The following is a 25,112-nucleotide window of genomic DNA, read 5'->3' on the forward strand; positions in this document are numbered from 1 at the left end:
AATCATTGAGTAAAAGAAATGGCTAATCAAACTATCCGTATCCAATTGAAAGCATTCGATCATAAATTGATCGATCAATCGGCGGGTGAAATTGTTGAGACAGCAAAAAGAACTGGCGCGCAAGTAAAAGGCCCGATTCCGCTGCCAACAAGAAAAGAACGCTTTACCATATTGATATCACCGCACGTAAACAAAGATGCGCGTGATCAATATGAGTTAAGAACTTACAAGCGGTTACTCGATATCGTTGAGCCAACCGATAAAACCGTGGATGCGTTGATGAAACTTGATCTCGCAGCTGGGGTTGATGTTCAAATTAAGCTTAAATAAAAGCTGCAAAATTTAGAGGAATTGGCAGATGTCAATAGGTCTTGTTGGTCGTAAATGTGGTATGACCCGTATTTTTTGTGAAGATGGTACTTCTGTGCCGGTAACTGTATTACACGTCGAATCTAATCGAGTAATACAAGTGAAAAACGTCGAAACCGACGGATATCGCGCGATTCAGGTTGCCGCGGGAGATGTTAAGTCTTCAAAAGTTAATAAAGCCATGGCTGGCCACTATGCAGCTGCAAACGTAACAGCTGGTCGTGGCTTGTGGGAATTCAGATTAAAAGACGAAGAAGGCGTTGAATTAGCTGCCGGTTCGGAATTGACTGTAAGCGTTTTTGAAGCAGGACAAACCATTGATGTTTCCGGTACTAGCATCGGTAAAGGTTTTGCCGGTACGGTAAAAAGACATAACTTTAGAACTCAAGATGCTACGCATGGTAACTCCAGATCGCATCGGGTGCCCGGCTCGAACGGTATGAACCAAACTCCGGGCCGAGTATTTAAGGGCAAAAAAATGTGCGGCCAAATGGGAGCGGTTAAAACGACCGTGCAAAATTTGACGATCCATTCGGTGGACGCCGAAAGAAGTCTGATTTTGGTGAAAGGCGCGGTTCCTGGCGCGAAAGGTGGCGATGTAGTGATTACGCCCGCAGTTAAAATGCTAAATAAGGGTTAAGTGATGAGTCTGCAAATACCTGCAATCAATAATCAAGGTACGTCTCAGGCACTAGATGTGTCGGAATCGGTTTTTGGCCAAGATTTTAACGAAACCCTGGTTCATCAGTTAGTAGTCAAGTATATGGCGGCCGCTAGGTCTGGCACGAAAGCACAAAAAAATCGCTCGGCTGTGAGCGGTGGCGGTGCCAAACCGTTTCGGCAAAAAGGCACGGGTCGCGCCCGTGCTGGGACGACGCGCAGTCCGATTTGGCGTACAGGTGGTGTTAATTTTGCCGCTCAGCCTAGATCGTTCGATCAAAAATTGAACAAAAAAATGTACAAAGCTGGCATTCGTTCGATCTTTTCGGAGTTGTTGAGACAAGAACGTATCGCTGTGTGCGATGACATATTACCCGCATCACCGAAAACTAAAGAGTTTCTGGCGAAAATTAAAGATATAGATGCAAAGCGAATTTTAGTTGTGGCGGACGAATTGAATGAAAATTTGATTTTGGCCGCGAGAAACCTGCCTTACATTGCTGTTGTAACTCCAACCAGTGTAGACCCAGTGTCCTTGGTCTCGGCGGATAAAGTTATTGCAACAACTGCTGCACTGAAGCAGATTGAGGAGCGTTTAGCATGAGCATTCAACAAATTAAGTTAGCGAACATTATTTCCGCGCCAATCGTGTCGGAAAAGAGCGCTATAGTGGCCGACAAGGGCAATCAATTTGTGTTTAAAGTTGCAAAGACAGCCACGAAGTTGCAAATTAAAAATGCGGTTGAATTGATGTTTGAAGTTAAGGTCGATTCAGTTCGTGTTTTAAATGTGAAGGGTAAGGTCAAGCGCTTTGGGCGTACATTGGGTAAGCGATCAGATTGGAAAAAGGCATATGTCAAATTGCAATCTGGACACAATATTGAATTAGCAACAGCTTAATAAAAGATCAATAGGAGCGGTAGAAAAGCATGGCTATTCTAAAATCAAAACCGACCTCTCCGGGTTCTCGGTTTGTAGTGCGTGTACAAAATAATGATTTGCATAAGGGTAAGCCATTTGCGCAACTACTGGACAAAAAGAGCAAATCTGGTGGTCGTAACAACACGGGGCGGATAACTACCCGCCATGTAGGTGGTGGACACAAGCAGTTCTACCGCATTATTGACTTTAAACGCAACAAAACCGAGATTCCGGCGGTAGTGGAACGGATTGAGTACGATCCAAACAGGACCGCTAACATAGCCTTGGTTTTATTTAAAGACGGTGAGCGTAGATATATCATTGCGCCGAAAGGGATTGAAATCGGCCAAGAGGTTGTGAGCGCAGAAACCGCGCCCGTTAAGCCCGGCAATTGTATGCCGCTTCGTAACATGCCCTTGGGTACAACGATTCACTGCGTCGAGTTGAAGCCGGGTAAAGGCGCGCAAATCGCCAGAAGCGCGGGAACATCCGTACAACTCGTTGCCAAAGATGGTGCTTACGTAACGATACGTCTTCGTTCGGGCGAAATGCGCAAGGTCCCATCCGAGTGTAAAGGTGTGGTTGGAGAGGTATCTAACTCAGAGCACAATCTCGTTTCGTTGGGTAAAGCTGGTGCCAAGAGATGGCGCGGCGTGCGTCCTACCGTTAGAGGTGTGGCTATGAACCCTGTCGATCACCCCCACGGCGGTGGTGAAGGCAGGACCTCTGGTGGCAGGCACCCGGTTTCTCCGTGGGGTACACCTACCAAAGGTTACAAAACACGCAAAAATAAACGTACTGACAACATGATTGTCAGACGCCGTAAGCAAAAATAAAGAGGTATAACTCGTGCCGCGTTCAATTAAAAAAGGTCCATTTATTGATCATCACTTGCTGAAAAAAGTTGAAGAAGCAGTGAGAGCAAATAACCGGAAACCGATTAAAACTTGGTCAAGAAGATCCATGATTAGCCCCGATATGTTGGGTCTGACCATAGCTGTGCACAATGGTAAACAGCACATTCCCGTACTGATTTCCGAAAATATGGTTGGTCATAAGTTGGGAGAGTTTTCCCCCACCAGAACTTATAAAGGCCATATTGTTGATAAAAAATCGAGATAGGAGTTAGTGTGGAAGTTTCAGCTAAATTGAGTAATGCTCCGCTGTCTGCGCAGAAAGCTAGACTGGTGGGTGATCAAATCCGCGGATTGCCGGTTGAAAAGGCGCTAAATCTGTTGAACTTTAGTTCAAAGAAGGCTGCGGCAATAATCAAGAAGATTCTTGAATCTGCTATTGCAAACGCAGAGCACAACGAAAGCGCGGATGTTGACGAGTTGAAGGTGTCAACAGTGTATGTGAACGAAGGGCGCACAATGAAAAGGATCAGTGCACGAGCTAAAGGAAGAGCAAACCACATACTGAAAAGAACTTGTCACATAACAATTAAAGTAGCAGAAAGCTAATAGAGGTAGAAAATGGGTCAAAAGGTTCATCCTACAGGCATACGTCTTGGGATCGTTAAAGATTGGACTTCCAGATGGTATGCAAATAGCCAGAATTACCCAGTTCTTCTGTTACAAGATCTGAAAGTTCGCGAATATATTAAAAAGAAACTTGCTCATGCATCTGTTAGTAGAGTGCAGATCAATCGCCCCGCCAATAACGCCAACATTACCGTGCACACCGCGCGTCCGGGTATTGTCATAGGTAAAAAAGGCGAAGATATCGATGTATTGAGACAAGATATTTCCGCCATGATGGGCGTGCCTGTTCAATTAAACGTTGAAGAGATCAGAAAGCCAGAACTGGACGCTTACTTGGTTGCTGAAAGCATTGCTCAGCAATTGGAAAAACGCATCATGTATCGTAGGGCCATGAAAAGAGCTGTAACGAATACAATGCGCTTAGGTGCGGAAGGTATCAAAATCACGGTTGCCGGCCGCTTGAATGGCGCTGAAATTGCTCGTACCGAATGGTATAGAGAAGGGCGAGTGCCCTTACATACTTTACGCGCCGATATCGATTACGGAACAGCTGAAGCAAAAACTACCTACGGTATCATCGGTATTAAAGTATGGATATTCAAAGGTGAGGTTTTCGACATGGATGCGCATGCGGCTTCATTAAACTCTGATTCTAAAAAATAGTTGAAGGAATAGAACAATGCTTCAGCCGAAAAGAACGAAATTTCGTAAGCAACATACTGGAAGAAACAACGGCACAGCCTTAAGGGGATCGTCAGTTAGTTTCGGTGAGTATGGCTTAAAGTCAGTCAGTCGTGGTAGAATGACGGCCCGCCAAATTGAGGCGGCTCGTAGGGCAATCAGCCGTCACGTAAAACGGGGTGGTAAAATCTGGATCCGGATTTTCCCCGACAAACCAATTACCAAAAAACCTTTGGAAGTACGTATGGGTAAAGGTAAAGGTAGTGTAGAATACTGGGTTGCTCAAATTAAACCTGGAACAATGTTATTTGAAATTGAGGGTGTTTCCGAAGAGCTTGCGCGTGAGGCGTTTGATTTAGCGGCGGCGAAACTTCCCGTAAAAACAACATTTTCCGCACGGACAATAATGTAATGAAAGCGACTGAATTGAGAAACAAGACAAAAGATGAGTTGATGGCCAATCTTTTGGAGTTGGCCCGTGAGCAATTTAATTTGCGTATGCAAAAAGGTGCTGGGCAACAAGTGAAATCAAGCCAAGTGAAACAGGTTAGGCGGGATATTGCTCGTATCAATACCGTTTTAAGCGAAATGGCGAGAGTTTAAGTATGAATGATAAATCAGAGAAAATACGCACGGTCACGGGTCGCGTCGTCAGCAATAAAATGGATAAAACCGTATCCGTTTTAGTCGAGAGATTGGTCAAACACCCTGTTTACGGAAAATATGTCAAACGGTCGACCAAATTTTTAGTGCATGACGAAAATAACCAGTGCAATGAGGGCGATATCGTTTCGATAACTTCGTGTCGTCCACTGTCTAAAAACAAAACATTTAAACTGGTAGAAGTTCTTGAAGCTTCAAACAGATAATTAATTCGAACTTAGTTGGGAATTTAAAATGATTCAGATGCAAACTAGCCTTGACGTCGCCGACAATAGTGGTGCAAAAAAGGTCATGTGTATCAAAGTATTGGGCGGCTCTCACAGACGTTACGCAGGCATAGGCGACATTATTAAAGTCAGCGTTAAAGATGCGATGCCACGTACACGGGTTAAAAAAGGCGACGTTTATAACGCCCTGGTGGTTAGAACCCGTAAAGGAGTGCGTAGAGCAGATGGCTCTGTAATTCGTTTCGACGGCAATGCCGCTGTTATTTTAAACAACCAACTTCAGCCTATTGGTACCCGTATATTTGGACCAGTAACAAGGGAATTGAGAGGGGATAAATTCATGAAAATTATCTCGCTGGCTCCGGAAGTACTTTAATTATTGGGTATCGAAATGCAGAAAATTAAACAAGGCGATGAAGTAATCGTTATTGTAGGGAAAGACAAAGGCAAACTAGGGAAGGTTGCAAAAATTTTGAACGACAGAAAAGTACTGGTTGAGGGCGTCAATACAGTCAAGAAGCACCAAAAGGGAAATCCTAATCTGGGTGTTTCGGGAGGCATTGTAGAAAAAACTATGCCTGTCGATATTTCAAACGTGGCTTTATTCAATCCTAAGACTAAAAAAGCAGATCGTGTGGGGTTTAGAATTCTGGAAGACGGAAAAAAAGTCAGATTTTTTAAATCAACCAATGATGTTGTTGGTCTATAAGGTATCAGAGCTATGGCTAGACTGGAATCAAAATACAAAAATGAAATTGTTCAAGCAATGCAAGAACAGTTTGGATATAAATCAATCATGCAAGTGCCGAAACTGACCAAAATCACCCTTAACATGGGTGTCGGAGAGGCAATTGCAGACAAAAAAATTCTCCAATCCGCTGTGGCGGATATGGAAAAAATCGCCGGACAAAAAGCGGTTGTCACCTTGGCAAGAAAATCAATTGCCGGTTTTAAAATCCGCGATGACATGCCTATAGGCTGTAAAGTTACATTGCGCGGAGCGAAAATGTATGAGTTTTTCGATAGATTGATTACCATCGCAATTCCGCGTATCCGTGACTTTAGAGGCATGAGTTCCAAAAGTTTTGATGGTCGTGGCAACTATTCCTTGGGTATAAAAGAACAAATTATTTTCCCAGAGATAGACTATGACAAAATAGATGCTCTGCGTGGGATGGACATTTGTATAACTACAACCGCAAAAACCGATGAAGAAGGTTTGGCGTTGTTGAAGCAATTCAATTTTCCATTTAAAAACTAAGGGCACTGACATGGCTAAAAAATCAATGATTGCACGTGAAGTTAAACGGGCAAAACTAATAAAAAAACATCAAACTAAAAGAGATGCTTTAAAAGAAATCGTTAGGTCACCTAACTCTTCTTTTGAAGAAAAAGAAAATGCTCAGCTCCAATTGCAAAAATTGCCAAGGGATTCTAGTAAATCCAGATTGCGTAATCGTTGTAACCTGACCGGTCGTCCGCATGGTTATTACAGAAAATTTGGCCTTAGCCGTAACAAACTTAGAGAAGCCACCATGCGTGGCGATGTACCAGGTGTAACTAAGGCTAGCTGGTAATTCTGTACTTTACGTATTTGGAGAAAATTTATGAGTATGACAGATCCAATTGCAGATATGCTGACCAGAATAAGAAATGGTCAATCTGCAGGTAAAAAAAGTGTAAAGATGCCTTCTTCCAAACTTAAACTGGCAATCGCAAAAGTTTTAAAAGAAGAAGGTTATATAACAGATTATATGGTCGAGCAAAGCGGAAGCCATATCGAAATGACAGTCGAATTGAAGTACTTCAACGGCGTACCTGTTATTGAGAATGTTAAAAGAATTAGTCGCCCTGGTTTACGCATTTATAAATCAAAAGACGAATTACCAAAAGTGTTGGGTGGTTTGGGGATTGCAATTGTCTCCACTTCCAATGGTGTAATGACAGATCGAGCTGCGCGTGCCATCGGGCATGGTGGCGAAGTGATTTGCACAGTTTGCTAAAGCTTAGGAGATATTATGTCAAGAGTAGCGAATGCTCCTATTTCATTACCGTCGGACGTTAATATTAAACTCGATGGTAATATGATGGTGGTTAAAGGTAAATTGGGTGAATTAACTTTCGGACTTCACGAGTCTGTGAAATTGGATATAGGCCAAGATGAAATCAAGATCGTATGGGATGACAGTGTGAAGAATGCGAAAGCATTCGCCGGGACTGCTAGAGCATCGATTAACAACATGGTTAAAGGTGTTTCAGAAGGATTTGTTAAAAAAATGCAACTGGTAGGTGTGGGTTACAGAGCGCAAGTCAGCGGCAACTTGCTGACGCTATCGCTGGGTTATTCGAATCCGGTTGAATACTCGGTTCCGGAAGGAGTCACTGTTGAGGCGCCATCTCAAACCGAGCTTCATATTAAAGGCAGCGATAAACAAAAAGTTGGACAAGTTGCCTCGGAGATAAGGTCGTTTCGTCCACCCGAGCCATACAAGGGTAAAGGTGTAAGAATTGCCGATGAATATGTTGCTCGCAAAGAAGCCAAGAAAAAATAGGTAAACAGATGGATAAAAAGTCCGCCAGATTGAAAAGAGCTTTGAAACTACGCTGCAAAATCAAAAAGCAGGAAGTTAATCGCTTAACAATTCATAGAAGCTCCCAGCACATTTACGCTCAAGTCTTGAGTGTGGATGGTAAGACCACGCTAGCCGCCGCCTCAACAGTTGAGGCAGGCGTTAAGGGTGCGGTTAAAAATACAAGCAACATAGTTGCGGCAACTGAGGTCGGTAAACAAATTGCCGAGAAAGCACTCGCGGCCGGCGTCACGCATGTAGCATTTGATCGTTCGGGTTTTAAATATCACGGTCGCGTAAAAGCATTGGCAGATGCCGCACGTGAAGCTGGATTGAAGTTTTAAGGGGAATTAGAATGGCAACAGCACCAGCTCAAGGTAGTACAGACGGTTTGCAAGAAAAGCTTGTTAACGTAAGACGCGTAGCTAAAGTGGTAAAAGGCGGTCGGGTATTTGGTTTCGCCGCACTGACAGTCGTGGGAGATGGGGAAGGACGTGTAGGTTATGGCGTTTCCAAAGCCCGCGAAGTACCAGTAGCGATTCAAAAATCACTGGAGCAAGCCAGAAAGAACATGCGGAAAGTTGCCCTGAAAGAAGGCACTCTGCAATATTCCATCATGTCCAATACCGGCGCCGCAAAAGTTTACATGCAACCCGCTTCCGAAGGTACCGGTATTATCGCCGGCGGCGCGATGAGAGCAGTATTTGAAGTGGTCGGCGTTCACAACGTTTTGGCGAAATGCATCGGGACCAGTAATCCAATCAACGTCGTCAGAGCGACAATTAACGGTTTGACGTCTATGCACGATGCCAAACAAATCGCGGCAAAACGCGGTTTGAGTGTTGAACAAATTACAGGATAATTTTCATGGTAGCCAAAAAATTAAGTGTAATGATGACAAAAAGTAAGAACGGTAGATTAAAAAGTCATCAGCAATGTTTGAAAGGTTTGGGTCTGCATAAAATACGTCAAACTGTACAAGTAATCGATACTCCGGAAAATAGGGGTATGATTAATAAAATTGCATACATGCTAAAAGTCGAGGAAATTTGATGTACCTTAATACTATTCAAGCATCTTACGGTGCAAGAAAAAAAGCAAAGCGAGTTGGTCGCGGAATCGGTTGTACGGACGGAAAAACCTGCGGCAGGGGGCACAAAGGCCAGAAAGCTCGTGCAGGCGGTTATCATAAAGTCGGTTTCGAAGGTGGTCAGATGCCTTTGCAAAGAAGGCTGCCAAAAGTAGGCTTCACTTCACGAATGAAAAAGTATACTGCGGAAGTTAGACTGCATGAGCTTGAAGGCTTGGAAGCTAGCGTTATCGATCTGCAGGTTTTAATCGATAACAACGTTGTGCCGGCTTTTTCAAAAAAAGTTAAGTTGATTAATTCAGGCGCAATATCCAAGGCTGTTTCCTTAAAAGGTATATCAGTTACTGCAGGCGCGCTTGAGCTTATACAGGCAGCTGGCGGTAAAGTCGAGGCTTAAGTGAGTACAAAAGGGTATGATGTTCCCGCCGGTAAATTCCGGTTTGGAGAGTTAAAGTCAAGACTGCTATTTGTATTGGGTGCTTTCGTTGTATATCGCGTTGGTGCTCACATTCCGGTGCCGGGGATTGATCCGAACGCTTTGGCTGCCATGTTTGCGCAACAATCCGGTTCCATCCTTGACATGTTTAACATGTTTTCCGGCGGTGCATTGATGAGGCTGAGTTTGTTTGCTCTGGGCATCATGCCATACATTTCGGCTTCCATCATCATGCAGTTGATGACCATCGTCGTTCCCGCCATGGAACAGATGAAGAAAGAAGGTGAATCCGGGCGTCGTAAGATTACCCAATTTACCCGATACGCGACGGTAGTCCTGGCTACATTTCAATCCATAGGTATTTCAATCGCTTTGCAAAATCAAACCGCCGGCGGTTTGTCGGTAGTTATTAACCCTGGATTCGCGTTTATCCTGGTTACTACGCTAACCTTGGTGACAGGCACGATTTTCCTGATGTGGCTTGGCGAACAAGTGACTGAGCGAGGAATCGGCAACGGCATATCGCTGATTATTTTTGCTGGTATCGTTTCAGGTCTTCCGTCCGCGATAGGCGGCACGCTCGAATTAGCCAGAACCGGTGAGATGAATAGTGCTTTCATAGTTTTGCTGTTTGCTATATCGATAGTGGTTACCGGCGTTGTCGTCTTCGTTGAGAGAGCTCAGCGGCGCATTACGATAAATTACCCTAAGCGTCAACAAGGTAATAAGGTATATGCGGGTCAAACGTCATTTTTGCCCTTGAAGTTGAACATGGCGGGTGTAATCCCTCCCATTTTTGCCTCGAGCATAATACTGTTTCCAGCAACGATAGCCGGTTGGTTCGGCCACGTAGACGGCTTCTCCTGGTTACAGGATATTTCAACAGTCTTATCTCCCGGTCAGCCTGTTTATGTCATGTTTTACGCTCTGGCAATAATATTCTTTTGTTTCTTTTATACAGCGTTGGTTTTCAATTCTAAAGAAACGGCCGAGAATCTAAAAAAGTCAGGCGCATATCTGCCAGGAATCAGACCAGGTATACAAACCACTGCATACATCGACAAGGTGATGACCCGCTTAACCCTCGTGGGGGCGATTTACATAACCTTAATTTGTTTGTTGCCTGAATTTTTAATTGTATATTGGAATGTTCCATTTTCATTCGGCGGTACGTCGTTGTTGATTATTGTAGTTGTTGTGATGGATTTTATATCACAAATGCAAACGCACTTAATGTCTCAACAATATGAAAGCCTGATGAAAAAGGCAAATCTTAAACGAAATTAATTAATAGGAGATCGCCGTGAAAGTACGCGCATCAATCAAGCCCATTTGTAAGAACTGCAAAATTATTAAAAGAAGCGGTGTTGTCAGAGTTATCTGCAAAGATGGTCGACACAAACAGCGTCAAGGTTAATTTTGTTTTTTTCAAGAAAGATGTTATAATTCTCGATTAACTTAAGAAACAAACTTTAGGAGTATCTGGATGGCTCGTATAGCCGGTATAAACGTAGCTGATCATAAGCACGCAGAAATTGCATTGACTGCTATATATGGAATTGGAAGGCAGACTGCAAGGCTTATCTGCGCTAAGGTTGGCATACAAACTACCGTAAAGATCAAAGAACTAACTGAAGATCAAGTCGAAAATATTCGTAAAGTTATCTCCACAATGACAGTTGAGGGTGATCTGCGTCGCGAAGTTTCAATGAACATCAAGCGGTTAATGGATCTTGGATGCTATCGAGGCATTAGACATAGAAGAGGGCTTCCGTTAAGAGGTCAGCGTACCAGAACCAACGCAAGGACCCGCAAAGGCCCTAGAAAACCCGTTACAAAATAAAGTTTTTAAAAAGGCAAGTTAATGGCAACCCAAAACCGTGTTAAAAAACGCATAAAAAAAGAAGTGGCGGATGGCATCGCCCATGTGCACGCATCATTCAACAATACCATCGTGACTATCACAGATAGAAAGGGCAACGCTCTTTCATGGGCCACCTCCGGCGGTTCAGGCTTCAGAGGTTCTAGAAAAAGTACACCTTTTGCCGCTCAGGTAGCCGCCGAGAAAGCGGGCTTGGTTGCACAAGAATATGGCATGAAAAACCTGGACGTTATGATCAAGGGGCCCGGCCCTGGAAGAGAGTCCGCTGTTCGTTCGTTGAACAGCATGGGCTTTAAAATTTCCAATATAGTAGACGTCACACCCATTCCGCATAATGGTTGCCGTCCGCCTAAAAAACGTCGCGTATAAAGGTTTTGGAGTAAAAAATGGCAAGATATATTGGACCCGTCTGCAAATTAAGTCGCAGAGAAGGAACCGACCTATTCCTGAAAAGCAGGGGAAAGTCGTTAGAAAGTAAATGCAAGCTGGATCAACGTCCAGGTCAGCACGGTGCCAAACGCACCAGAAATTCCGATTATGCGTTACAGTTGAGAGCCAAACAAAGACTGCGTCGCATCTACGGTGTGCTGGAAAAACAGTTCAGAAACTACTATAAGGCTGCGGACTTGCAAAAAGGCGCAACAGGTCAAAACCTGCTTAACCTTTTAGAGTCGCGCCTTGACAACGTAGTCTACAGAATGGGATTCGCATCGACTCGCGCCGAAGCGCGCCAACTGGTGTCGCATAAGGCCATCGTCGTCAACTCCCAATTGATTAACATTCCCTCATACCAAGTTGCCGCGGGCGATGTCATTTCATTGAGAGAGAAAGCGAAGAGCCAACAGCGCATCAAAGACGCTCTTGTCGTAGCGGAACAGTACGGCTTCCCCCAATGGGTAGAAGTCAACTCAAAGTCTATGAGTGGCACCTTTAAATCTCTGCCGGATCGTGTTGATTTGGGATCTGAGATCAATGAGCAGTTGGTAGTTGAGCTCTATTCTAAGTAATTTCGTTGGATTAAGGTATGCAGAGTTCTATTGCGGGTTTGTTAAAGCCAAAATTAGTTGAAGTAATTAGCCATTCGGCGAACCATTCAAGAATCGTCATCGAGCCGCTCGAACGCGGTTATGGGCATTCTTTAGGTAACGCTCTTCGCAGAGTAATGCTGTCCTCAATACCCGGTTGTGCGGTAACAGAAGTATCTATAGCGGGCGTCTTGCACGAATACACCACGATTGAGGGTGTTCAAGAAGACGTTATAGACATACTGTTAAATTTAAAAAAGCTGTCGGTAGTTTTGCACGGCAAGGACGAAGTAACCTTGACTTTGTCGAAATCGGGCGTTGGCTGTGTGACAGCTGCGGATATCGAGACGACCAGCAGTGTTGAAATCATCAACCCCAACTTGGTTATAGCGAATCTTACCCAAGATAAACAGCTCGATATCAAGATAAAAATCGAACGCGGACGCGGTTATATACCTGCGGCTGTACGCAAAGAGCAAATGGACGACACCCCGGTTGGAGTTTTGATGGTGGACGCCGCTTTCAGTCCAATCGTCAAGGTGGCTTATCACGTTGAAACCACACGCGTAGAGCAAAGAACCAATCTTGACAAGCTGGTTATAGAACTGGAGACCAACGGTACAGTCGACCCCGAAGCCGTGATTAAACTTGCCGCTTCGATATTGCATGACCAGTTATCTGTGTTTGTTGATTTCGAAAAAGTCAAGGAACAAGCGCCCGAAGAAAATATAGTCGAAGAAGAAGCATTCGATCCTATCTTGCTAAGACCGGTCGATGATCTTGAATTAACTGTCAGATCGGCTAATTGCCTCAAAGCCGAGAACATTTTCTATATCGGCGATCTGATACAACGTACTGAAGTCGAACTGCTGAGAACTCCGAACCTGGGCAAAAAATCGCTCACCGAAATCAAAGACATTCTCGCAATAAAGGGCTTATCGTTGGGCATGAGACTTGAAAACTGGCCGCCGGAGAATCTGGTAGATCAGTCCCAAATTGGTATATAAACAAGGCACACAGAAATGAGACATCGTAAGTCAGGTAGACAACTAAATAAAAATAGCAGCCACAGAGGCGCGTTGTTCAGCAACATGGCGTGCTCTTTGTTCAAGCATGAGCTGATTAAAACCACATTGCCAAAAGCAAAAGAGTTGCGTATGATCGCCGAACCTTTGATCACCTTGTCAAAAGAAGACAGTGTGGCCAAAAGACGTAACGCTTTTTCCAAACTGGGTGACAGAGAAGTTGTGACAAAGCTGTTCAACGAACTGGGCCCCAGATATAAAGAAAGACAAGGCGGCTATTTGAGAATAATCAAATGCGGCTTTAGATCAGGCGACGATGCGCCGATGGCATACGTTGAACTGGTAGATAGAGCGGGTTAAGAATAAAATGCTGGTGTAGCTCAGTTGGTAGAGCAGCTGATTTGTAATCAGCCGGTCGCGGGTTCGAGTCCCATCACCAGCTCCATATAAAATTAGGCCTTACGGGAAACCGAAGGCCTTTTTTATTTTCTGGGGTTACGCCGCTGTTACATGCTAGAAAAAATAGCCTGTTTAATTCGATCATTTAGTCAGTTTTCCGGCTCGGTTGCCGGTGCTAATCACGTTATCTAATCTAAATCCTGTTTTTGCACTTTCAGCATGGCGGCTGTCTGTTTCAATAATTGTCGGTGTCCGCCTTTGTAGGTGTTACGCGCGGCCTTTGGCATTATGGGAGAGCGAATGCATAGTCGCGATAATCACTTAGCGAATTGGGATTAAACGCGAAGCCTTGCTGTTCGTTATTGAAGAAGAGACTCAAGCGAGTCGCTTCTCCATCCATCGTTTGGCGCACTACTGCCTGGATTTGGCCGAACTCATGAAAATCGACTGCGTAGTGCCGGTGGTGATTTTCCTCAACACGGGCAAGCGAGCTGAAACCCAGACGTTAGGTGACGACAGACACACGTATTTAAACTTCAACTACCTAGCATGCGATTTGAAACAGCGCTCGGCAGAAGACTACAAAGATAGCAACAATATTGTTGCTCGACTCAATTTGCCCAACATGTACCATGCCAGACAATATCGCCTACAACTTTATCCGGCCGCGCAACTGGGTTTGGTGCGCAACGAAACCGCCCCGAACAAAATCCGTAAATACAGCGACTTCATTGATTATTATGCAGACCTAACCGAACAAGAAGTCATAGAATACCAACAGCATTACCAAACAAAAGAAGGTGACCTCATGGGTATGGTTAAAATTTGGACAGAAGAAGGCTTACAACAAGGTCTGGAACAAGTTCTGGAACAAGGCGAAAAAATCGGCAAAAAGAAAGAATGCATCGCCTTGTTAACCCGCATACTACGGCGTAAATTCGGATTACAACCTGCGCTAGAAATTGTTTTACAACAATTACCAAAGCAAGAAATGGAAAGATTAGAAGACTTGGTCGATGCCCTGCTGGATTTTACCGACATCAAAGACTTGGAAAATTGGTTGGGATTGTAGCGTGAACTGCATATTGTTTAGCCGGATCTATAGTTCAATCGTGTTATCTTGCGAATTTCGACTATACCTCCATGGCTATCAAATTTATTATTGATGGTATATGACCTTGCTTTAGGTTTCCGCCACTAGGTAGGAATGGTACGGTTTAATGATACGTTAAATATTTGTGCTTACCTGCGTGATATACTGCGTACTTCGATTCGCGGAGATGTCTGGTCCAATAAAAACACATTTCTGTAACATAAGTAATGGAAAATGTGCGTGTTAGGAACGAGCACGAAGTAACTTTTACAAGGCATTCCCTTGTATGTCATTTGAGATCGGTCCATAAAGGTTTTGAAGAAAATAGGTCGTTAACCCTTTGGAGGCTGTTTTAACAGCCGATCAGTTCCGTTTCACGCCAGGAGAGGGTTAATGAGGGTATATAAAGAAGGCTTATTGGTTTTACCCCTCGTCATCGCAAACCTTTCCCGCAGGGAGACAGGGTTTTACGGCACCTTCGGGATTCCTTAAGCCTCTCATGGTTCGTTCGACACGCTCGCCACCAACGGCCTAACTTAACGGCATTGGAGGTAGGGTGAGGGTGAAAAATAGGGAGGTTATTAAGGACGACATCCCATACGCATAAGCTAAGCGCCTAGGGCGTTGCTACGACCATAAACAACATAAATGGCTCTATATACCCTATTCAGTGCTTCTGGAGTTTAGGGTGGATAGCCCGGCGCATTCGCCAGTATTGTCTGATGCGCCCAAATATGTTTGTTTTACCCTGTTTTGACGAAATAATTTCGGCATTAGCGGTAGTGAATCTGACCGGCGTTTACGGCAGACGTGGCCTTCCCTTTATAGCGCATGTTAACTACCCTCATGGAAGGGTGTCGTAAAAGCTCCGTCTCCTGCGGGAGAGGGTTGGTGTGAGGGAGGGTAGTAAACTAATGTTTTATATGCTCTAATCCTAACCCTCACCCGGTGGGAAAAGGAACTGTTTCGATTTTTACGACACCCTCCATAGCAAGATAAGCAACGGAAAATGCAAAATGATCAAGTCAGATAAACCGCATAAGCTGATCTTTATAAACCGTTATTTCTACCCCGATCATTCGGCTACCGCACAGATGTTGAGTGACTTAGCGTTTGGGTTAGTTACAAATGGTGTTGATTCAAGCTTACATATCGTCACTAGTCGCCAACTTTATGATGACGCTTCCGCCCGGTTGCCGGCATACGAAGTTATCCGAGACGTACACGTGCATCGCATAGCTACCACCCGCTTTGGCCGGCAAAACTTGCTGGGGCGCGCAATAGACTATCTAAGTTTTTACCTGTCCGCGTTTTATTGTTTACTTAAACTCGCTCAAAAAGACGACACGCTAATCGCCAAAACCGACCCTCCCCTCATTTCCGTGGTTGCCGCCTTGGTCTCGACAATTAAACGCGCGCGCTTGATCAATTGGTTGCAGGACCTGTTTCCGGAAGTGGCGGCGGAACTAGGGGTAAAACTGGCGCAAGGCCTGCCTTATCGCCTATTAAAAACCATCAGAAACAAAACCTTGCAACACGCCGAAATGAACATCGCCATCGGCGAATTAATGGCCGAACGTTTGCGCAGGGAAGGCATACCCAACCATAAAATTACCGTCATCCACAATTGGGCGGACGGCGAACAGCTTAATCCCGTTCCGCATGAACAAAACCAGCTACGCACGGAATGGGGCCTGCAAGGCAAATTCGTGGTCGGCTATTCCGGCAACCTGGGCCGCAGCCACGACTTTTCCACCATATTGCAAGCGGCAGAAGCCTTGAGGCAGCGGGACGACATCGTGTTTTTACTGATAGGCGGCGGCGCGCAACTACCTCGCGTGCAGCAGGAATGCCGGGAGAAAGGTTTATCTAACGTAATGTTCAAGCCCTACCAGCCCAGGGAAAAACTCTCGGAAAGCCTGTCCGTAGCGGATGTGCATTTGATTAGCTTAAAAGCGGAATTGGAAAGTTTGATAGTACCGAGCAAGTTTTATGGGGTTTTGGCGGTGGGGCGGCCGGTGATATTTATTGGCGATAAGCAAGGAGAATTAGCCAAAATAATTCAGTTAGAAATGTGTGGTGATGTCGTTAAGCAAGGTGATGTAGCTCAAATAATTGTAGCCATTACTAAGGAACAAAATCGAGCCATGGTAAAGCATCAAGAAAACAAAATAAGAAATCTATTTGATTTAAAATTTTCTAAGTTGAGAGCTATAAATGAGTTTGATTGCATATTCAAGTTATAAAAATATAGCTCCAATATGAGTTATTGTTTTTTATGAATTGTATATTTTTAGGTAACTAATATATTTTGGCGTAGCCAGAAAAGGTTGTGTTTATATGAAGACTTTTTGTGAGTTGCTAATGTGTGCGTTGCTGCTAACAGTGTTTGATTGCCACGCGTTTGAAATGTTTATTCACACAGGATATAAGCATGCGCCTGATTTTTCAAAATATGGATTTTCGAAATCAACTATTATATATGAACAGCAGATTTATGGCGCCAAAGAAAGTAGAGATGCTATAAACAAGCAGAACTTAAATAGAATTTCCGCTATTGTGTTAACAGAGTCTTCAGAGTTTGTAATACTAGATATTGAGCATTGGTTTAAAAATTGGGGAAGGAAAAGTAATAGGCAAAAAATGGAAGTTATCAATAGATATTCTAATACATTATATGAGTTGCGCGCTACTCTTCCAGGTCATAAGTTTGGTTATTATGGGGTGGTCCCCGCTTGGGCGCATTGGGATGTTATTCGTTCGGAGAAACAACTAAAAAAATGGGAAAGCGAAAATGTGCTTAGAAAATCAATTATCGAGTCTGTAGATGTGGTGTATCCAAATTTATATACTTATCATGATAACCCTGAAGAATGGAAAGTATGGGCAACATTAATTCTTTCCAAGGCCAGAGAAATAGCAAAAGGTAGAGAAATAATCCCATTTATATGGCCAAATTATCATCAGTCATCATTAAAATATAAAAAAGGAAGTAGGGAGTTGCCGCCAAGTTACTGGAAGATGCAAATGGAGTTCTTAAAAAATAACGCAGATGGTTTTGTTATATGGAACGGAGCACTTGGAAGCAAGGGTAATTGGAATGATTCTATGCCTTGGTGGGTTGAAACTAAAGACTTCGTTCGGAATAATTTTCCTGATAAATATAATGGAGAATGATGAATTATTGATATTTACAACTGGGTCAGGCAAAAAATGAATGTCTTTTATGGGGGGTCATTGAAGAATAAATCGATAGCATCCAGTACGTTGTACTTCACCGGAGCAAGTATATTAGCGAGAGTTGGTGGGTTTGTTGCTCAGATTGTGTTGGGCTGGATACTCGTCAAAGAAGAATATGGGCTATTTGCAATTACATTATCTATTGCAAGTATATTCTCATGCATGCGAAATGGAGGAACAGATCAGATAATTATTCAACGTGGAAGCGAATATACAACCCTAGCTCCACGCATAGCAACATTTTCAATTATATTTAATGTGTTTATCTGTGTTTTATTCTTGGCTTTATCAGAGAATATATCTGAATATTATGGAGAGCCAAAATTAACACTACTTCTTATTGTGTTAGCATTTGGTTATCTATTTGCGACGCCGGGGCCAATATTGATAGCAAAGCTATCTATTCAAAAAGACTTTCGTGAAATATCTATATCCAATTTAATTACAATTTTAAGTAAGCACGTATTAACCATTGTGCTGGCATTGCTTAATTTTGGAATCTTTAGTCTGTTAATACCCTTGGCAATGCAGCCTTTGATAGGAGCGGTTTCCGCGTATTTTTTCGTTAAGAGTTGGCCTAGCTTTACAGGAATTAGAAATGTAAGAATGGGAAATATTTTAAGAGACTCAATTTGGGTAATTGCTAGTAATTTTGCATATCAATTATCAAACAATGTCCAATATTTCATTTTAGGCTCATATTTTTCTTCCTCAGTAATTGGGGTGTACTTTTTTGCGGTTCAAATTATAAACAGCCCAATAGCCCTAATAAATGGCACAGTTAAAAGCGTTGTTTTTCCCAGTTTATCTGGGCTATTAGATGATTCATTAAAGTACAAGAACGCTGTTATTAAAAGCATAATTGTCTCATACAGTATTGGAGCATTGATTGGTATTTTAGGATATTTAATATTGCCAGTTTTAACCGATATAATTTGGAAAGGCAAATGGAATGAGTCGATTGTTTTTGTTCGCATACTTTGCCTGATTATACCATCCGGCATTCTTATAAATTCACTTTATGAAATACTGGCATCCGCCGGTTTTTGGAAGGATAGGTTTTATTTGCTTGCCCTTTCAATTGTAGTTGAAATGTGCTCTATATGGATGGTAATTGATTATTTAGACATGCCTAGAGTGGCTTTGAATATGTTTCTATTCCGTAATATTTTTTTAGTATTAGTGTGCTTCTATGCAATCGAAAAAGTGTGTGGTACATTTAGTTATATAGATATTGGAATGCTATTTATACCTTTTTCTTTGGTATCAGGAATTATGCTTTATTTTGATGTATTTTCTATTGACTTGATAAATTCATATGCATTCTATAGCTTAATTTTTTTAGCTGTTTGTTTTTACTTTTTATTGTTAAATAGACATATGCATATTGGGAAAAATTTAACAACAAGGCTTGTTAAGAATGCATAGCATAATTTCATATTGGCTATATAATAATCTGGCATTTGTTTAAGGTCTATATGATTATTCAATTTAATAGCAATGATGCGATATTACAAAAAGAAACAGCAAGTATCGATCTTAAAGCAGAAAGAAAAGCTTTTATACTCTACTTTACGCTTCTTCTGGTTGTTTTTGTAGGTGTATGCTTCAATCCTATTGTTTCAACTATTACAGCATCAATTTGCTTGGTTCTAGTTTTTTTTGGACCGCAGAAAACCATTCAAGCAATTTCATTACTAGTTTTGATTAGATTTATGAATCCAGCGCTTGTGGTTTATTCGGCGAATTTATCATTGTTTAGCTGGGGAGTACTTATACTTGCTTCATTAATAAACATACCCTGGGGCATGATGAATGTAAGCCGGCAATTAATTCCTATTGTTGTCTTTTCGATTGTTGCCGCTATTTTATCCATTATAACAAGTGGTGCTGTCTGGATATCAATACTGAAGATTATATCTTTTTTATTGGCAGCCATGACTGTAATTAGCTTATTTAATAAATTAAGTGTCAATCAAATTAGAAAAGTAGAAATTTGGCTATTTGCGCTTATGTCTGTAATAGTGATTCTGTCAGGCTTTACTTTGTTTAACAGAAACATTGCTTATAATCTTAATGGCCTTGGCTTTCAAGGCATATTAAACCACCCTCAAACAATGGGTGTTTTTTTAGCGCCAATGGTGAGTTTTTATATTGGGCGTTTCATGTTTGAAAAAAAGGGATTTTTTTCAGCCGATGCAGTGATAATCTCGTTATTAATTTATTTTATTATCATAACTCAAGCCAGGACTGCTGCGGTCGCTGTTTTTTTGAGTTTTATTTTCACTCTATTGGTTATTAACTTGCCAATAATTCGAGCTAAAATTAAGTCAAAGGCTGGATTTGTAGCTAAATTAATTATCGCTACTTTAGGTATTGTTGTGGTTATTAGTTTTTATCCCTCCCTTTTAGATGTTGTACATGATTTTGTGTTTAAGCGCGAATCCACCGGTTTAGATGAGGCATTGTCATCAAGATCCGGTGGATTGTCATCACAATTAGATAACTTCTTAGCTAGTCCAGTGTTTGGAAATGGGTTTGGAGTGTACCCAGGATCGGCTCCTGCTAAAAGTATTCAGTATTTTATGGGAATACCAATCTCTGCTGCTGTTGAAAAAGGATTTTTGCCTACTGCTTTGCTTGAAGAGGTTGGGCTGCTAGGGGCAATTACTTTCATGTTCATGATGTATTCAATAATTCGATTGGCGATGAGAAGTATAGCTCCTAGTTGGTTGTGTATGTTTTTTGCATCAATCTTTATCAATATTGGTGAATGTGTTTTTTTTGCGACTGGTGGCATGGGGATTTTCTACTGGATAATTATGATACTTTGCACCGTCACATATAAAAAAGAGATAGAAATAAGATGAAAATATTTCAAACTATCGCAGGTATTGACAAAATTTCTGGCGGCCCTTCGTACACAATTCCGTCGTTATGTAGTAATTTGCACAGATTAGGTGCTAATATTGAACTGCATCTTCTAAGCTGCAAAGATAGTAATGTCCATGAATATGATTTTGATATTACTTTACATAGAAGAGGTTTTCCGGGTAGACTGGGCACATCAAATGATATGAAAATATCTCTTTTAAATAACGTAAAAAAAGGTGATATTATTCATGCTCATGGCCTTTGGTTAATGCCAAATATTTATCCATATAATATTGCAAAATCCAACGAAGCCAAATTTATTCTATCTCCCCGTGGAATGCTATCAAAATGGTCTTTAAATCGATCACGGGTTGCAAAAATATTTATGGGAAAGTTGGGGCAATATTCTGCAATTCTAAATTCTCATTGTATTCACGTTACTGCGGAAAGTGAGTATGACGATGTTCGTGCTTTTGGTTACAAAGGCCCTATTTGTATTATTCCAAATGGCATTGATTTACCCGATAAACCAGCAGTCATTAATAAAGAAAAAACTATAAAAAAGTTAATATTTATAAGTCGGGTTCATCCAAAAAAGGGAATTGAACTATTATTGGATGCATGGACAAAGATTTACCAGGCTCATCCTGATTGGGAACTAGATATATGCGGCCCTGGCGACTCGGATTATATTAGCAAAATTATAAAAATAATAGATACAATTCCTAATTCACGTGTGCGATACGTGGGGCCTCTGTATGGTGGAGACAAACACGAGTTTTATAATAATGCCAATCTTTTTGTACTACCTACCCATAGTGAAAACTTTGGAGTAGTTGTTGCCGAAGCTCTTTCTAATGCAATACCCGTTATCGTTTCTAAAGGTGCTCCATGGGAAGGTGTTATCGATAATAATTGTGGTTGGTGGATTAATAATACTGTCGATGAGCTTGTAAACACATTAAGTCATGCTTTGACTTTACCTCCTCAAGTTTTATACGATATGGGTATGAAAGGTAGGCTTTGGATGGAAAATGACTTTTCATGGATTACAATTTCTAAGAACATGCTTTCTACTTATCAATGGCTAAATAATATGATAGATAAGCCTGATTTTGTACTCACTGAGTAATATATTTTTAATCATTAGCTAGTAGGTTTTTATGAAAAAAATAGGGATATTAACATTCCACTTTGCTGAAAACTATGGGGCGGTTTTTCAGGCTTACGGCTTGGTTACTTGCTTGCGCAATATTGGGGTTGAAGCGGAAATCATTAACTACCACCCCGATTATGTTGAAGGCGGTGGCGGTTTTAAACTGCCAACCAGTAAAAAAAACATTCGGGCCAACCTGGTAATTACCTATCAAAAATTAACGAAACTCTATTCTTTGTTGCGAAATAACCACGGTCTGAAAGAAAAATTCGCCGCGTTTCGCCGGCAGTATTTGCATGTATCCAATAACAGCTATAAAAGCCTTGCCGAACTTAGAAACGCGGCACCCGCTTACGATGTATACGTTTGCGGCAGCGATCAAATCTGGAATCCGTCGGAGCAATTCGGCGTCGACCCGGCGTATTTTCTGAGTTTCGGAGACAAGCAAAAAAAGCGGGTTTCTTACGCCGCCAGTTTCGGCCGGGATACGCTGGATGAAGGTTGTCATCAGGAAATCGGCGGTTTGCTAAAAGCATTCGATGCGCTCTCGGTGCGCGAGCAAACCGGGGTCGAGTTAGCGCATAAACTATCCGGGCGCGAGGTGTATTGGATGCCCGATCCAACCATTCTATTAACCGATTACACGCCTATCGTTCATGCGCCCGGCAGACAGAAGCCGTATATGTTTTCTTATGTCTTAAGAAGCGGCGAAGGCATTACGGAAATTCAAGCGCATATTGCCGAAAAGTTGTCGCTGGATATTTTGGTGCCGCATAATCCCATGCGGCGATGGAAAGTCATAGGCGAAACCATATATCCCAGCCCGGAAGAATGGTTGGGTTATATCAAACATGCCGATTTTGTGGTAACCAATTCTTTTCACGGCACGGTATTTAGCGTTTTATTTAACAAACCCTTTATTACTATCGGGCTTGGCGGCAGCAAGAGCGGTTTAAATGCAAGGGCCAAAGCGCTTTTAAAGCGGGTGGGTTTGGAACAGCGTTTGTTGACCGATTTAACCCTGGCCAATGCGGAAACTTTGTTGAAGGAACAAATCGACTGGGATGCGGTTAATCAAAAGCTGGCCGATTGGCGTAAAGAGGCATTGGATTTTATAAACAGGGAAATCGTTAATGATTAAGAAAGCGGTGTCTAAAATATAATTTCTTTTTGTAACTATTCAGCGTAGGTTGGGTTAGGCGCTAGCCGTAACCCAACGCATTGGCTTATGGCGGCGCAATGGCTTGGATTGTTGGGTTACGCTCTATCGAGCTAACCCAACCTACGCAATTGATCCGCATCGGCTGGCATTCACTGAATTGTTACATCCTTTTCATTTAATATCTCTTCATTATTATGCTTAACACCAACGATATTAACCAACTGAAAGCTATTGTAGACGGTGGTTTTTGTTCCGGGTGCGGCGCTTGTGCTTTAACCCTGAATACCAAAATGCATTTAAATTCGTATGGTGAATTCAATCCGGATTTGGATAGGATTAAAGATGGCAACGCTCACTTAAGGCCTGAATTACCCTCTGTTTGCCCTTTTTTATCTCCGGAGTTGAATGAGGATGTATTAGCGCGTCCATTGTTTGAATCGGATTGTAATTTTGACTCTCAAATTGGATTTTATCATTCGATTTATGCCGGTTTTGTTAAGGAGGGTTCCTATAGGGAAAACGGAACATCCGGAGGCATGGGAACATGGCTTGGTGCCGAGTTATTACGATTGGGCGAAATCGACGGTGTAATTCACGTAAAACCCGTTAATGAGCGATCGGACGGCGAGCCGTATTTTGCTTACGCAATTAGCCGTTCAGTTGAGGAAGTCAATACTGGCGCAAAAACCCGCTATCATGTCGTTGAAATATCGGAGGTTATGAATATAGTTAGAGAATCGCCAGGGCGATATTTATTTATTGGCGTTCCTTGTTTCAGTAAGGCGGTTAGACGATTGCAACGCGTAGATCCCCTTATTGCAGAGCGTATTAAATATGTTGCCTCGTTAATTTGCGGACATTTAAAAAGCGTGCATTGGACATTATCTTTGGCTTGGGGTGCCGGTATTCATCCCAACGATTTAGCTGCCTTTCAATACAGGACAAAGGGCCCGGATATTCCTGCCAGGGCTTATGTGTTTACTGCAACACCTAAAAACGATTCGCCGTTAATAAAAAATTCCGCATCGGTTGTTGGCGGAAAGTTTAACGCCGGCGCCCTGATGTTAAACGCTTGCGATTATTGTGATGATGTTGTTGGAGAAACAGCGGATATAACGATTGGCGACGCGTGGATTTCCAAATATGAAGTTGACTCAGGCGGCACAAACTTACTTATTATTCGAAACTCACATATAAGCCAGATAGTGGCCAATGCTCAGAATGACGGGCGGCTGTTTTTAAATCAGGTTTTAGCGGAAGAAGCTGCCCAGTCCCAGTCGGGTGGTTTTCGCCATCGTCGCGAAGGCTTGTCTTACCGGTTAGAAAAAGCTAAAGCCGAAGGTCGTTGGACACCTGAGAAGCGCGTTAAGCCGGGCGACTTTGATATTTCCAGGGCCAGAAAAAATATTTACGACGCTAGAATTCAAGTGGCGAAAATATCCAGGCAAGCATTTAAGGATTCATTAGTAGCCAATAATTACGATGTATATCTTAACAAAATGGAGCCGCTGGTTAAAAAGTTACGTTTTATGGAGTTGCGAAATTCATTTTTTCGTTCTTTAATTAATCGAATTACGCGGATCGTTCTTAAGTTTAAACGGCGTATATTTAATTGATTATTTATGGCTAAGCAAAGAATTTATGTGGATTCTCTCACCAAAAAATTGCGGTTTGTTCGCTTTGCATGGTATTTAGTTTATACATTATTTTATTGTTGGACGCCGCGCATATTATTTTGGAAGTGGCGAGTTTTAATTTTAAGGTTATTTGGCGCAAAAATTGGTAGTGGCTGTAAAATTGATCCAAGCTGTTTTATTTGGGCTCCTTGGAATTTGGAAATTGGCGATCTAACCTGTATTGCCAATAAAGTTGAGTTATATTCGGTCGATAAAATCAAAATTGGCTCTAATGTGACTATAAGCCAACGTTCGTTTATTTGTACCGCCTCGCATGACATAACATTATTATCCAAGCCGTTAACGCATGCTCCCATTGAAATTGCCGATCATGCCTGGGTTTGCGCGGAATCGTTTCTTGCACCGGGGGTAAAGGTGGGCGAAGGCGCGGTAATCGGCGCCCGCTCCGCCGTGTTTAAAGACGTGGAAGCGTGGTCCGTGGTGGGCGGTAACCCGGCTAAATTCATCAAAAAACGTAT

36 protein-coding genes, 1 tRNA gene and 1 pseudogene are annotated in these 25,112 nt (G+C 42.4%); all 38 read left to right on the forward strand.

The window, feature by feature from the left end; all coding sequences use genetic code 11:
* Positions 1-18: 18 nt before the first annotated feature.
* A complete protein-coding gene (gene rpsJ / locus NP590_RS17440; RefSeq protein ID WP_013820389.1) occupies positions 19-330 on the forward strand; it encodes a 30S ribosomal protein S10 in 312 nt (103 codons plus the stop codon).
* A 28-nt stretch (positions 331-358) separates the two neighbouring features.
* Positions 359-1,009: a 50S ribosomal protein L3 gene (gene rplC, locus NP590_RS17445; RefSeq protein WP_256603933.1), complete on the forward strand. Its 651-nt coding sequence runs from the start codon at positions 359-361 to the stop codon at positions 1,007-1,009.
* A 3-nt stretch (positions 1,010-1,012) separates the two neighbouring features.
* Entirely contained in the window at positions 1,013-1,633 is a 621-nt protein-coding gene (gene rplD / locus NP590_RS17450; protein WP_256603934.1) for a 50S ribosomal protein L4, read from the forward strand.
* A gap of 2 nt (positions 1,634-1,635) precedes the next feature.
* Positions 1,636-1,929 carry a 50S ribosomal protein L23 gene (rplW, locus tag NP590_RS17455; protein WP_256603976.1) on the forward strand — a complete coding sequence of 98 codons (294 nt, stop codon included), beginning with the start codon at positions 1,636-1,638 and terminating at the stop codon, positions 1,927-1,929.
* A gap of 29 nt (positions 1,930-1,958) precedes the next feature.
* Entirely contained in the window at positions 1,959-2,786 is an 828-nt protein-coding gene (rplB, locus tag NP590_RS17460; protein WP_256603935.1) for a 50S ribosomal protein L2, read from the forward strand.
* A 13-nt stretch (positions 2,787-2,799) separates the two neighbouring features.
* Positions 2,800-3,072: a 30S ribosomal protein S19 gene (gene rpsS, locus NP590_RS17465; RefSeq protein ID WP_256603936.1), complete on the forward strand. Its 273-nt coding sequence runs from the start codon at positions 2,800-2,802 to the stop codon at positions 3,070-3,072.
* 8 nt (positions 3,073-3,080) lie between these two features.
* Positions 3,081-3,413, forward strand: a complete 333-nt coding sequence (rplV, locus tag NP590_RS17470) for a 50S ribosomal protein L22 (RefSeq protein ID WP_256603937.1) — start codon at positions 3,081-3,083, stop codon at positions 3,411-3,413.
* A gap of 12 nt (positions 3,414-3,425) precedes the next feature.
* Positions 3,426-4,097 (forward strand): 30S ribosomal protein S3, encoded by a 672-nt coding sequence (gene rpsC / locus NP590_RS17475; protein WP_256603939.1) that lies wholly within the window; start codon positions 3,426-3,428, stop codon positions 4,095-4,097.
* Positions 4,098-4,113: 16 nt separating this feature from the next.
* A complete protein-coding gene (gene rplP, locus NP590_RS17480; protein WP_256603940.1) occupies positions 4,114-4,527 on the forward strand; it encodes a 50S ribosomal protein L16 in 414 nt (137 codons plus the stop codon).
* The gene (gene rpmC, locus NP590_RS17485; RefSeq protein ID WP_256603941.1) at positions 4,527-4,718 is read left to right on the forward strand and encodes a 50S ribosomal protein L29; all 192 of its coding nucleotides are present in this window, start codon (positions 4,527-4,529) and stop codon (positions 4,716-4,718) included. The genes rplP and rpmC overlap by 1 nt, the downstream gene beginning before the upstream one ends.
* 2 nt (positions 4,719-4,720) lie before the next feature.
* Positions 4,721-4,984 carry a 30S ribosomal protein S17 gene (rpsQ, locus tag NP590_RS17490; protein WP_256603942.1) on the forward strand — a complete coding sequence of 88 codons (264 nt, stop codon included), beginning with the start codon at positions 4,721-4,723 and terminating at the stop codon, positions 4,982-4,984.
* A gap of 28 nt (positions 4,985-5,012) precedes the next feature.
* Positions 5,013-5,381, forward strand: a complete 369-nt coding sequence (gene rplN, locus NP590_RS17495) for a 50S ribosomal protein L14 (protein WP_013820378.1) — start codon at positions 5,013-5,015, stop codon at positions 5,379-5,381.
* Between the two features lie 15 nt (positions 5,382-5,396).
* Entirely contained in the window at positions 5,397-5,714 is a 318-nt protein-coding gene (gene rplX, locus NP590_RS17500; protein ID WP_256603943.1) for a 50S ribosomal protein L24, read from the forward strand.
* 12 nt (positions 5,715-5,726) lie between these two features.
* The gene (gene rplE / locus NP590_RS17505) at positions 5,727-6,266 is read left to right on the forward strand and encodes a 50S ribosomal protein L5 (protein WP_256603944.1); all 540 of its coding nucleotides are present in this window, start codon (positions 5,727-5,729) and stop codon (positions 6,264-6,266) included.
* A gap of 10 nt (positions 6,267-6,276) precedes the next feature.
* Positions 6,277-6,582 (forward strand): 30S ribosomal protein S14, encoded by a 306-nt coding sequence (rpsN, locus tag NP590_RS17510; RefSeq protein ID WP_256603945.1) that lies wholly within the window; start codon positions 6,277-6,279, stop codon positions 6,580-6,582.
* A 30-nt stretch (positions 6,583-6,612) separates the two neighbouring features.
* Complete coding sequence (rpsH, locus tag NP590_RS17515) at positions 6,613-7,008, forward strand: 30S ribosomal protein S8 (protein ID WP_256603946.1); 396 nt, start codon at positions 6,613-6,615, stop codon at positions 7,006-7,008.
* A gap of 15 nt (positions 7,009-7,023) precedes the next feature.
* Positions 7,024-7,557 (forward strand): 50S ribosomal protein L6, encoded by a 534-nt coding sequence (rplF, locus tag NP590_RS17520; RefSeq protein ID WP_256603947.1) that lies wholly within the window; start codon positions 7,024-7,026, stop codon positions 7,555-7,557.
* 8 nt (positions 7,558-7,565) lie between these two features.
* The gene (gene rplR, locus NP590_RS17525; RefSeq protein ID WP_256603948.1) at positions 7,566-7,919 is read left to right on the forward strand and encodes a 50S ribosomal protein L18; all 354 of its coding nucleotides are present in this window, start codon (positions 7,566-7,568) and stop codon (positions 7,917-7,919) included.
* An 11-nt stretch (positions 7,920-7,930) separates the two neighbouring features.
* Complete coding sequence (gene rpsE / locus NP590_RS17530) at positions 7,931-8,437, forward strand: 30S ribosomal protein S5 (protein ID WP_256603949.1); 507 nt, start codon at positions 7,931-7,933, stop codon at positions 8,435-8,437.
* 5 nt (positions 8,438-8,442) lie between these two features.
* A complete protein-coding gene (rpmD, locus tag NP590_RS17535) occupies positions 8,443-8,628 on the forward strand; it encodes a 50S ribosomal protein L30 (RefSeq protein WP_256603950.1) in 186 nt (61 codons plus the stop codon).
* Positions 8,628-9,062 carry a 50S ribosomal protein L15 gene (gene rplO / locus NP590_RS17540; RefSeq protein ID WP_256603951.1) on the forward strand — a complete coding sequence of 145 codons (435 nt, stop codon included), beginning with the start codon at positions 8,628-8,630 and terminating at the stop codon, positions 9,060-9,062. The genes rpmD and rplO overlap by 1 nt, the downstream gene beginning before the upstream one ends.
* On the forward strand, positions 9,063-10,388 hold the full coding sequence (secY, locus tag NP590_RS17545) for a preprotein translocase subunit SecY (protein WP_256603952.1): 1,326 nt from the start codon (positions 9,063-9,065) through the stop codon (positions 10,386-10,388).
* Between the two features lie 16 nt (positions 10,389-10,404).
* Complete coding sequence (rpmJ, locus tag NP590_RS17550) at positions 10,405-10,518, forward strand: 50S ribosomal protein L36 (RefSeq protein WP_013820367.1); 114 nt, start codon at positions 10,405-10,407, stop codon at positions 10,516-10,518.
* 69 nt (positions 10,519-10,587) lie between these two features.
* Positions 10,588-10,944, forward strand: a complete 357-nt coding sequence (gene rpsM, locus NP590_RS17555; RefSeq protein ID WP_256603953.1) for a 30S ribosomal protein S13 — start codon at positions 10,588-10,590, stop codon at positions 10,942-10,944.
* Positions 10,945-10,965: 21 nt separating this feature from the next.
* Entirely contained in the window at positions 10,966-11,352 is a 387-nt protein-coding gene (gene rpsK, locus NP590_RS17560; RefSeq protein WP_256603954.1) for a 30S ribosomal protein S11, read from the forward strand.
* Between the two features lie 17 nt (positions 11,353-11,369).
* Entirely contained in the window at positions 11,370-11,990 is a 621-nt protein-coding gene (gene rpsD / locus NP590_RS17565) for a 30S ribosomal protein S4 (protein ID WP_256603955.1), read from the forward strand.
* A gap of 17 nt (positions 11,991-12,007) precedes the next feature.
* On the forward strand, positions 12,008-13,015 hold the full coding sequence (locus NP590_RS17570; RefSeq protein WP_256603956.1) for a DNA-directed RNA polymerase subunit alpha: 1,008 nt from the start codon (positions 12,008-12,010) through the stop codon (positions 13,013-13,015).
* A 15-nt stretch (positions 13,016-13,030) separates the two neighbouring features.
* Positions 13,031-13,393 carry a 50S ribosomal protein L17 gene (rplQ, locus tag NP590_RS17575; RefSeq protein WP_256603957.1) on the forward strand — a complete coding sequence of 121 codons (363 nt, stop codon included), beginning with the start codon at positions 13,031-13,033 and terminating at the stop codon, positions 13,391-13,393.
* A gap of 9 nt (positions 13,394-13,402) precedes the next feature.
* Positions 13,403-13,478 (forward strand) — tRNA-Thr (locus tag NP590_RS17580).
* A 303-nt stretch (positions 13,479-13,781) separates the two neighbouring features.
* Positions 13,782-14,504: a DUF4351 domain-containing protein gene (locus tag NP590_RS17585; RefSeq protein WP_256603958.1), complete on the forward strand. Its 723-nt coding sequence runs from the start codon at positions 13,782-13,784 to the stop codon at positions 14,502-14,504.
* 1,115 nt (positions 14,505-15,619) lie between these two features.
* Positions 15,620-16,771, forward strand: a complete 1,152-nt coding sequence (locus NP590_RS17590; RefSeq protein WP_371927320.1) for a glycosyltransferase family 4 protein — start codon at positions 15,620-15,622, stop codon at positions 16,769-16,771.
* A gap of 163 nt (positions 16,772-16,934) precedes the next feature.
* Positions 16,935-17,702, forward strand: coding sequence for a hypothetical protein (locus NP590_RS17595; RefSeq protein WP_256603960.1), 768 nt, complete (start codon positions 16,935-16,937; stop codon positions 17,700-17,702).
* A 36-nt stretch (positions 17,703-17,738) separates the two neighbouring features.
* Entirely contained in the window at positions 17,739-19,193 is a 1,455-nt protein-coding gene (locus NP590_RS17600; protein WP_256603961.1) for an oligosaccharide flippase family protein, read from the forward strand.
* 50 nt (positions 19,194-19,243) lie between these two features.
* The gene (locus NP590_RS17605; RefSeq protein ID WP_256603962.1) at positions 19,244-20,635 is read left to right on the forward strand and encodes an O-antigen ligase family protein; all 1,392 of its coding nucleotides are present in this window, start codon (positions 19,244-19,246) and stop codon (positions 20,633-20,635) included.
* Entirely contained in the window at positions 20,632-21,771 is a 1,140-nt protein-coding gene (locus NP590_RS17610) for a glycosyltransferase (protein WP_256603963.1), read from the forward strand. The genes NP590_RS17605 and NP590_RS17610 overlap by 4 nt, the downstream gene beginning before the upstream one ends.
* A gap of 31 nt (positions 21,772-21,802) precedes the next feature.
* Positions 21,803-22,936 (forward strand): polysaccharide pyruvyl transferase family protein, encoded by a 1,134-nt coding sequence (locus NP590_RS17615; RefSeq protein WP_256603964.1) that lies wholly within the window; start codon positions 21,803-21,805, stop codon positions 22,934-22,936.
* 215 nt (positions 22,937-23,151) lie between these two features.
* Positions 23,152-24,573 carry a Coenzyme F420 hydrogenase/dehydrogenase, beta subunit C-terminal domain gene (locus NP590_RS17620; RefSeq protein WP_256603966.1) on the forward strand — a complete coding sequence of 474 codons (1,422 nt, stop codon included), beginning with the start codon at positions 23,152-23,154 and terminating at the stop codon, positions 24,571-24,573.
* 423 nt (positions 24,574-24,996) lie between these two features.
* A pseudogene (locus tag NP590_RS20625) lies at positions 24,997-25,110 on the forward strand (chloramphenicol acetyltransferase); the annotation flags it as partial.
* Between the last annotated feature and the right edge of the window lie 2 nt (positions 25,111-25,112).

The sequence above is a fragment of the Methylomonas subterranea genome (assembly GCF_024505185.1).
GTDB lineage: Bacteria > Pseudomonadota > Gammaproteobacteria > Methylococcales > Methylomonadaceae > Methylomonas > Methylomonas subterranea.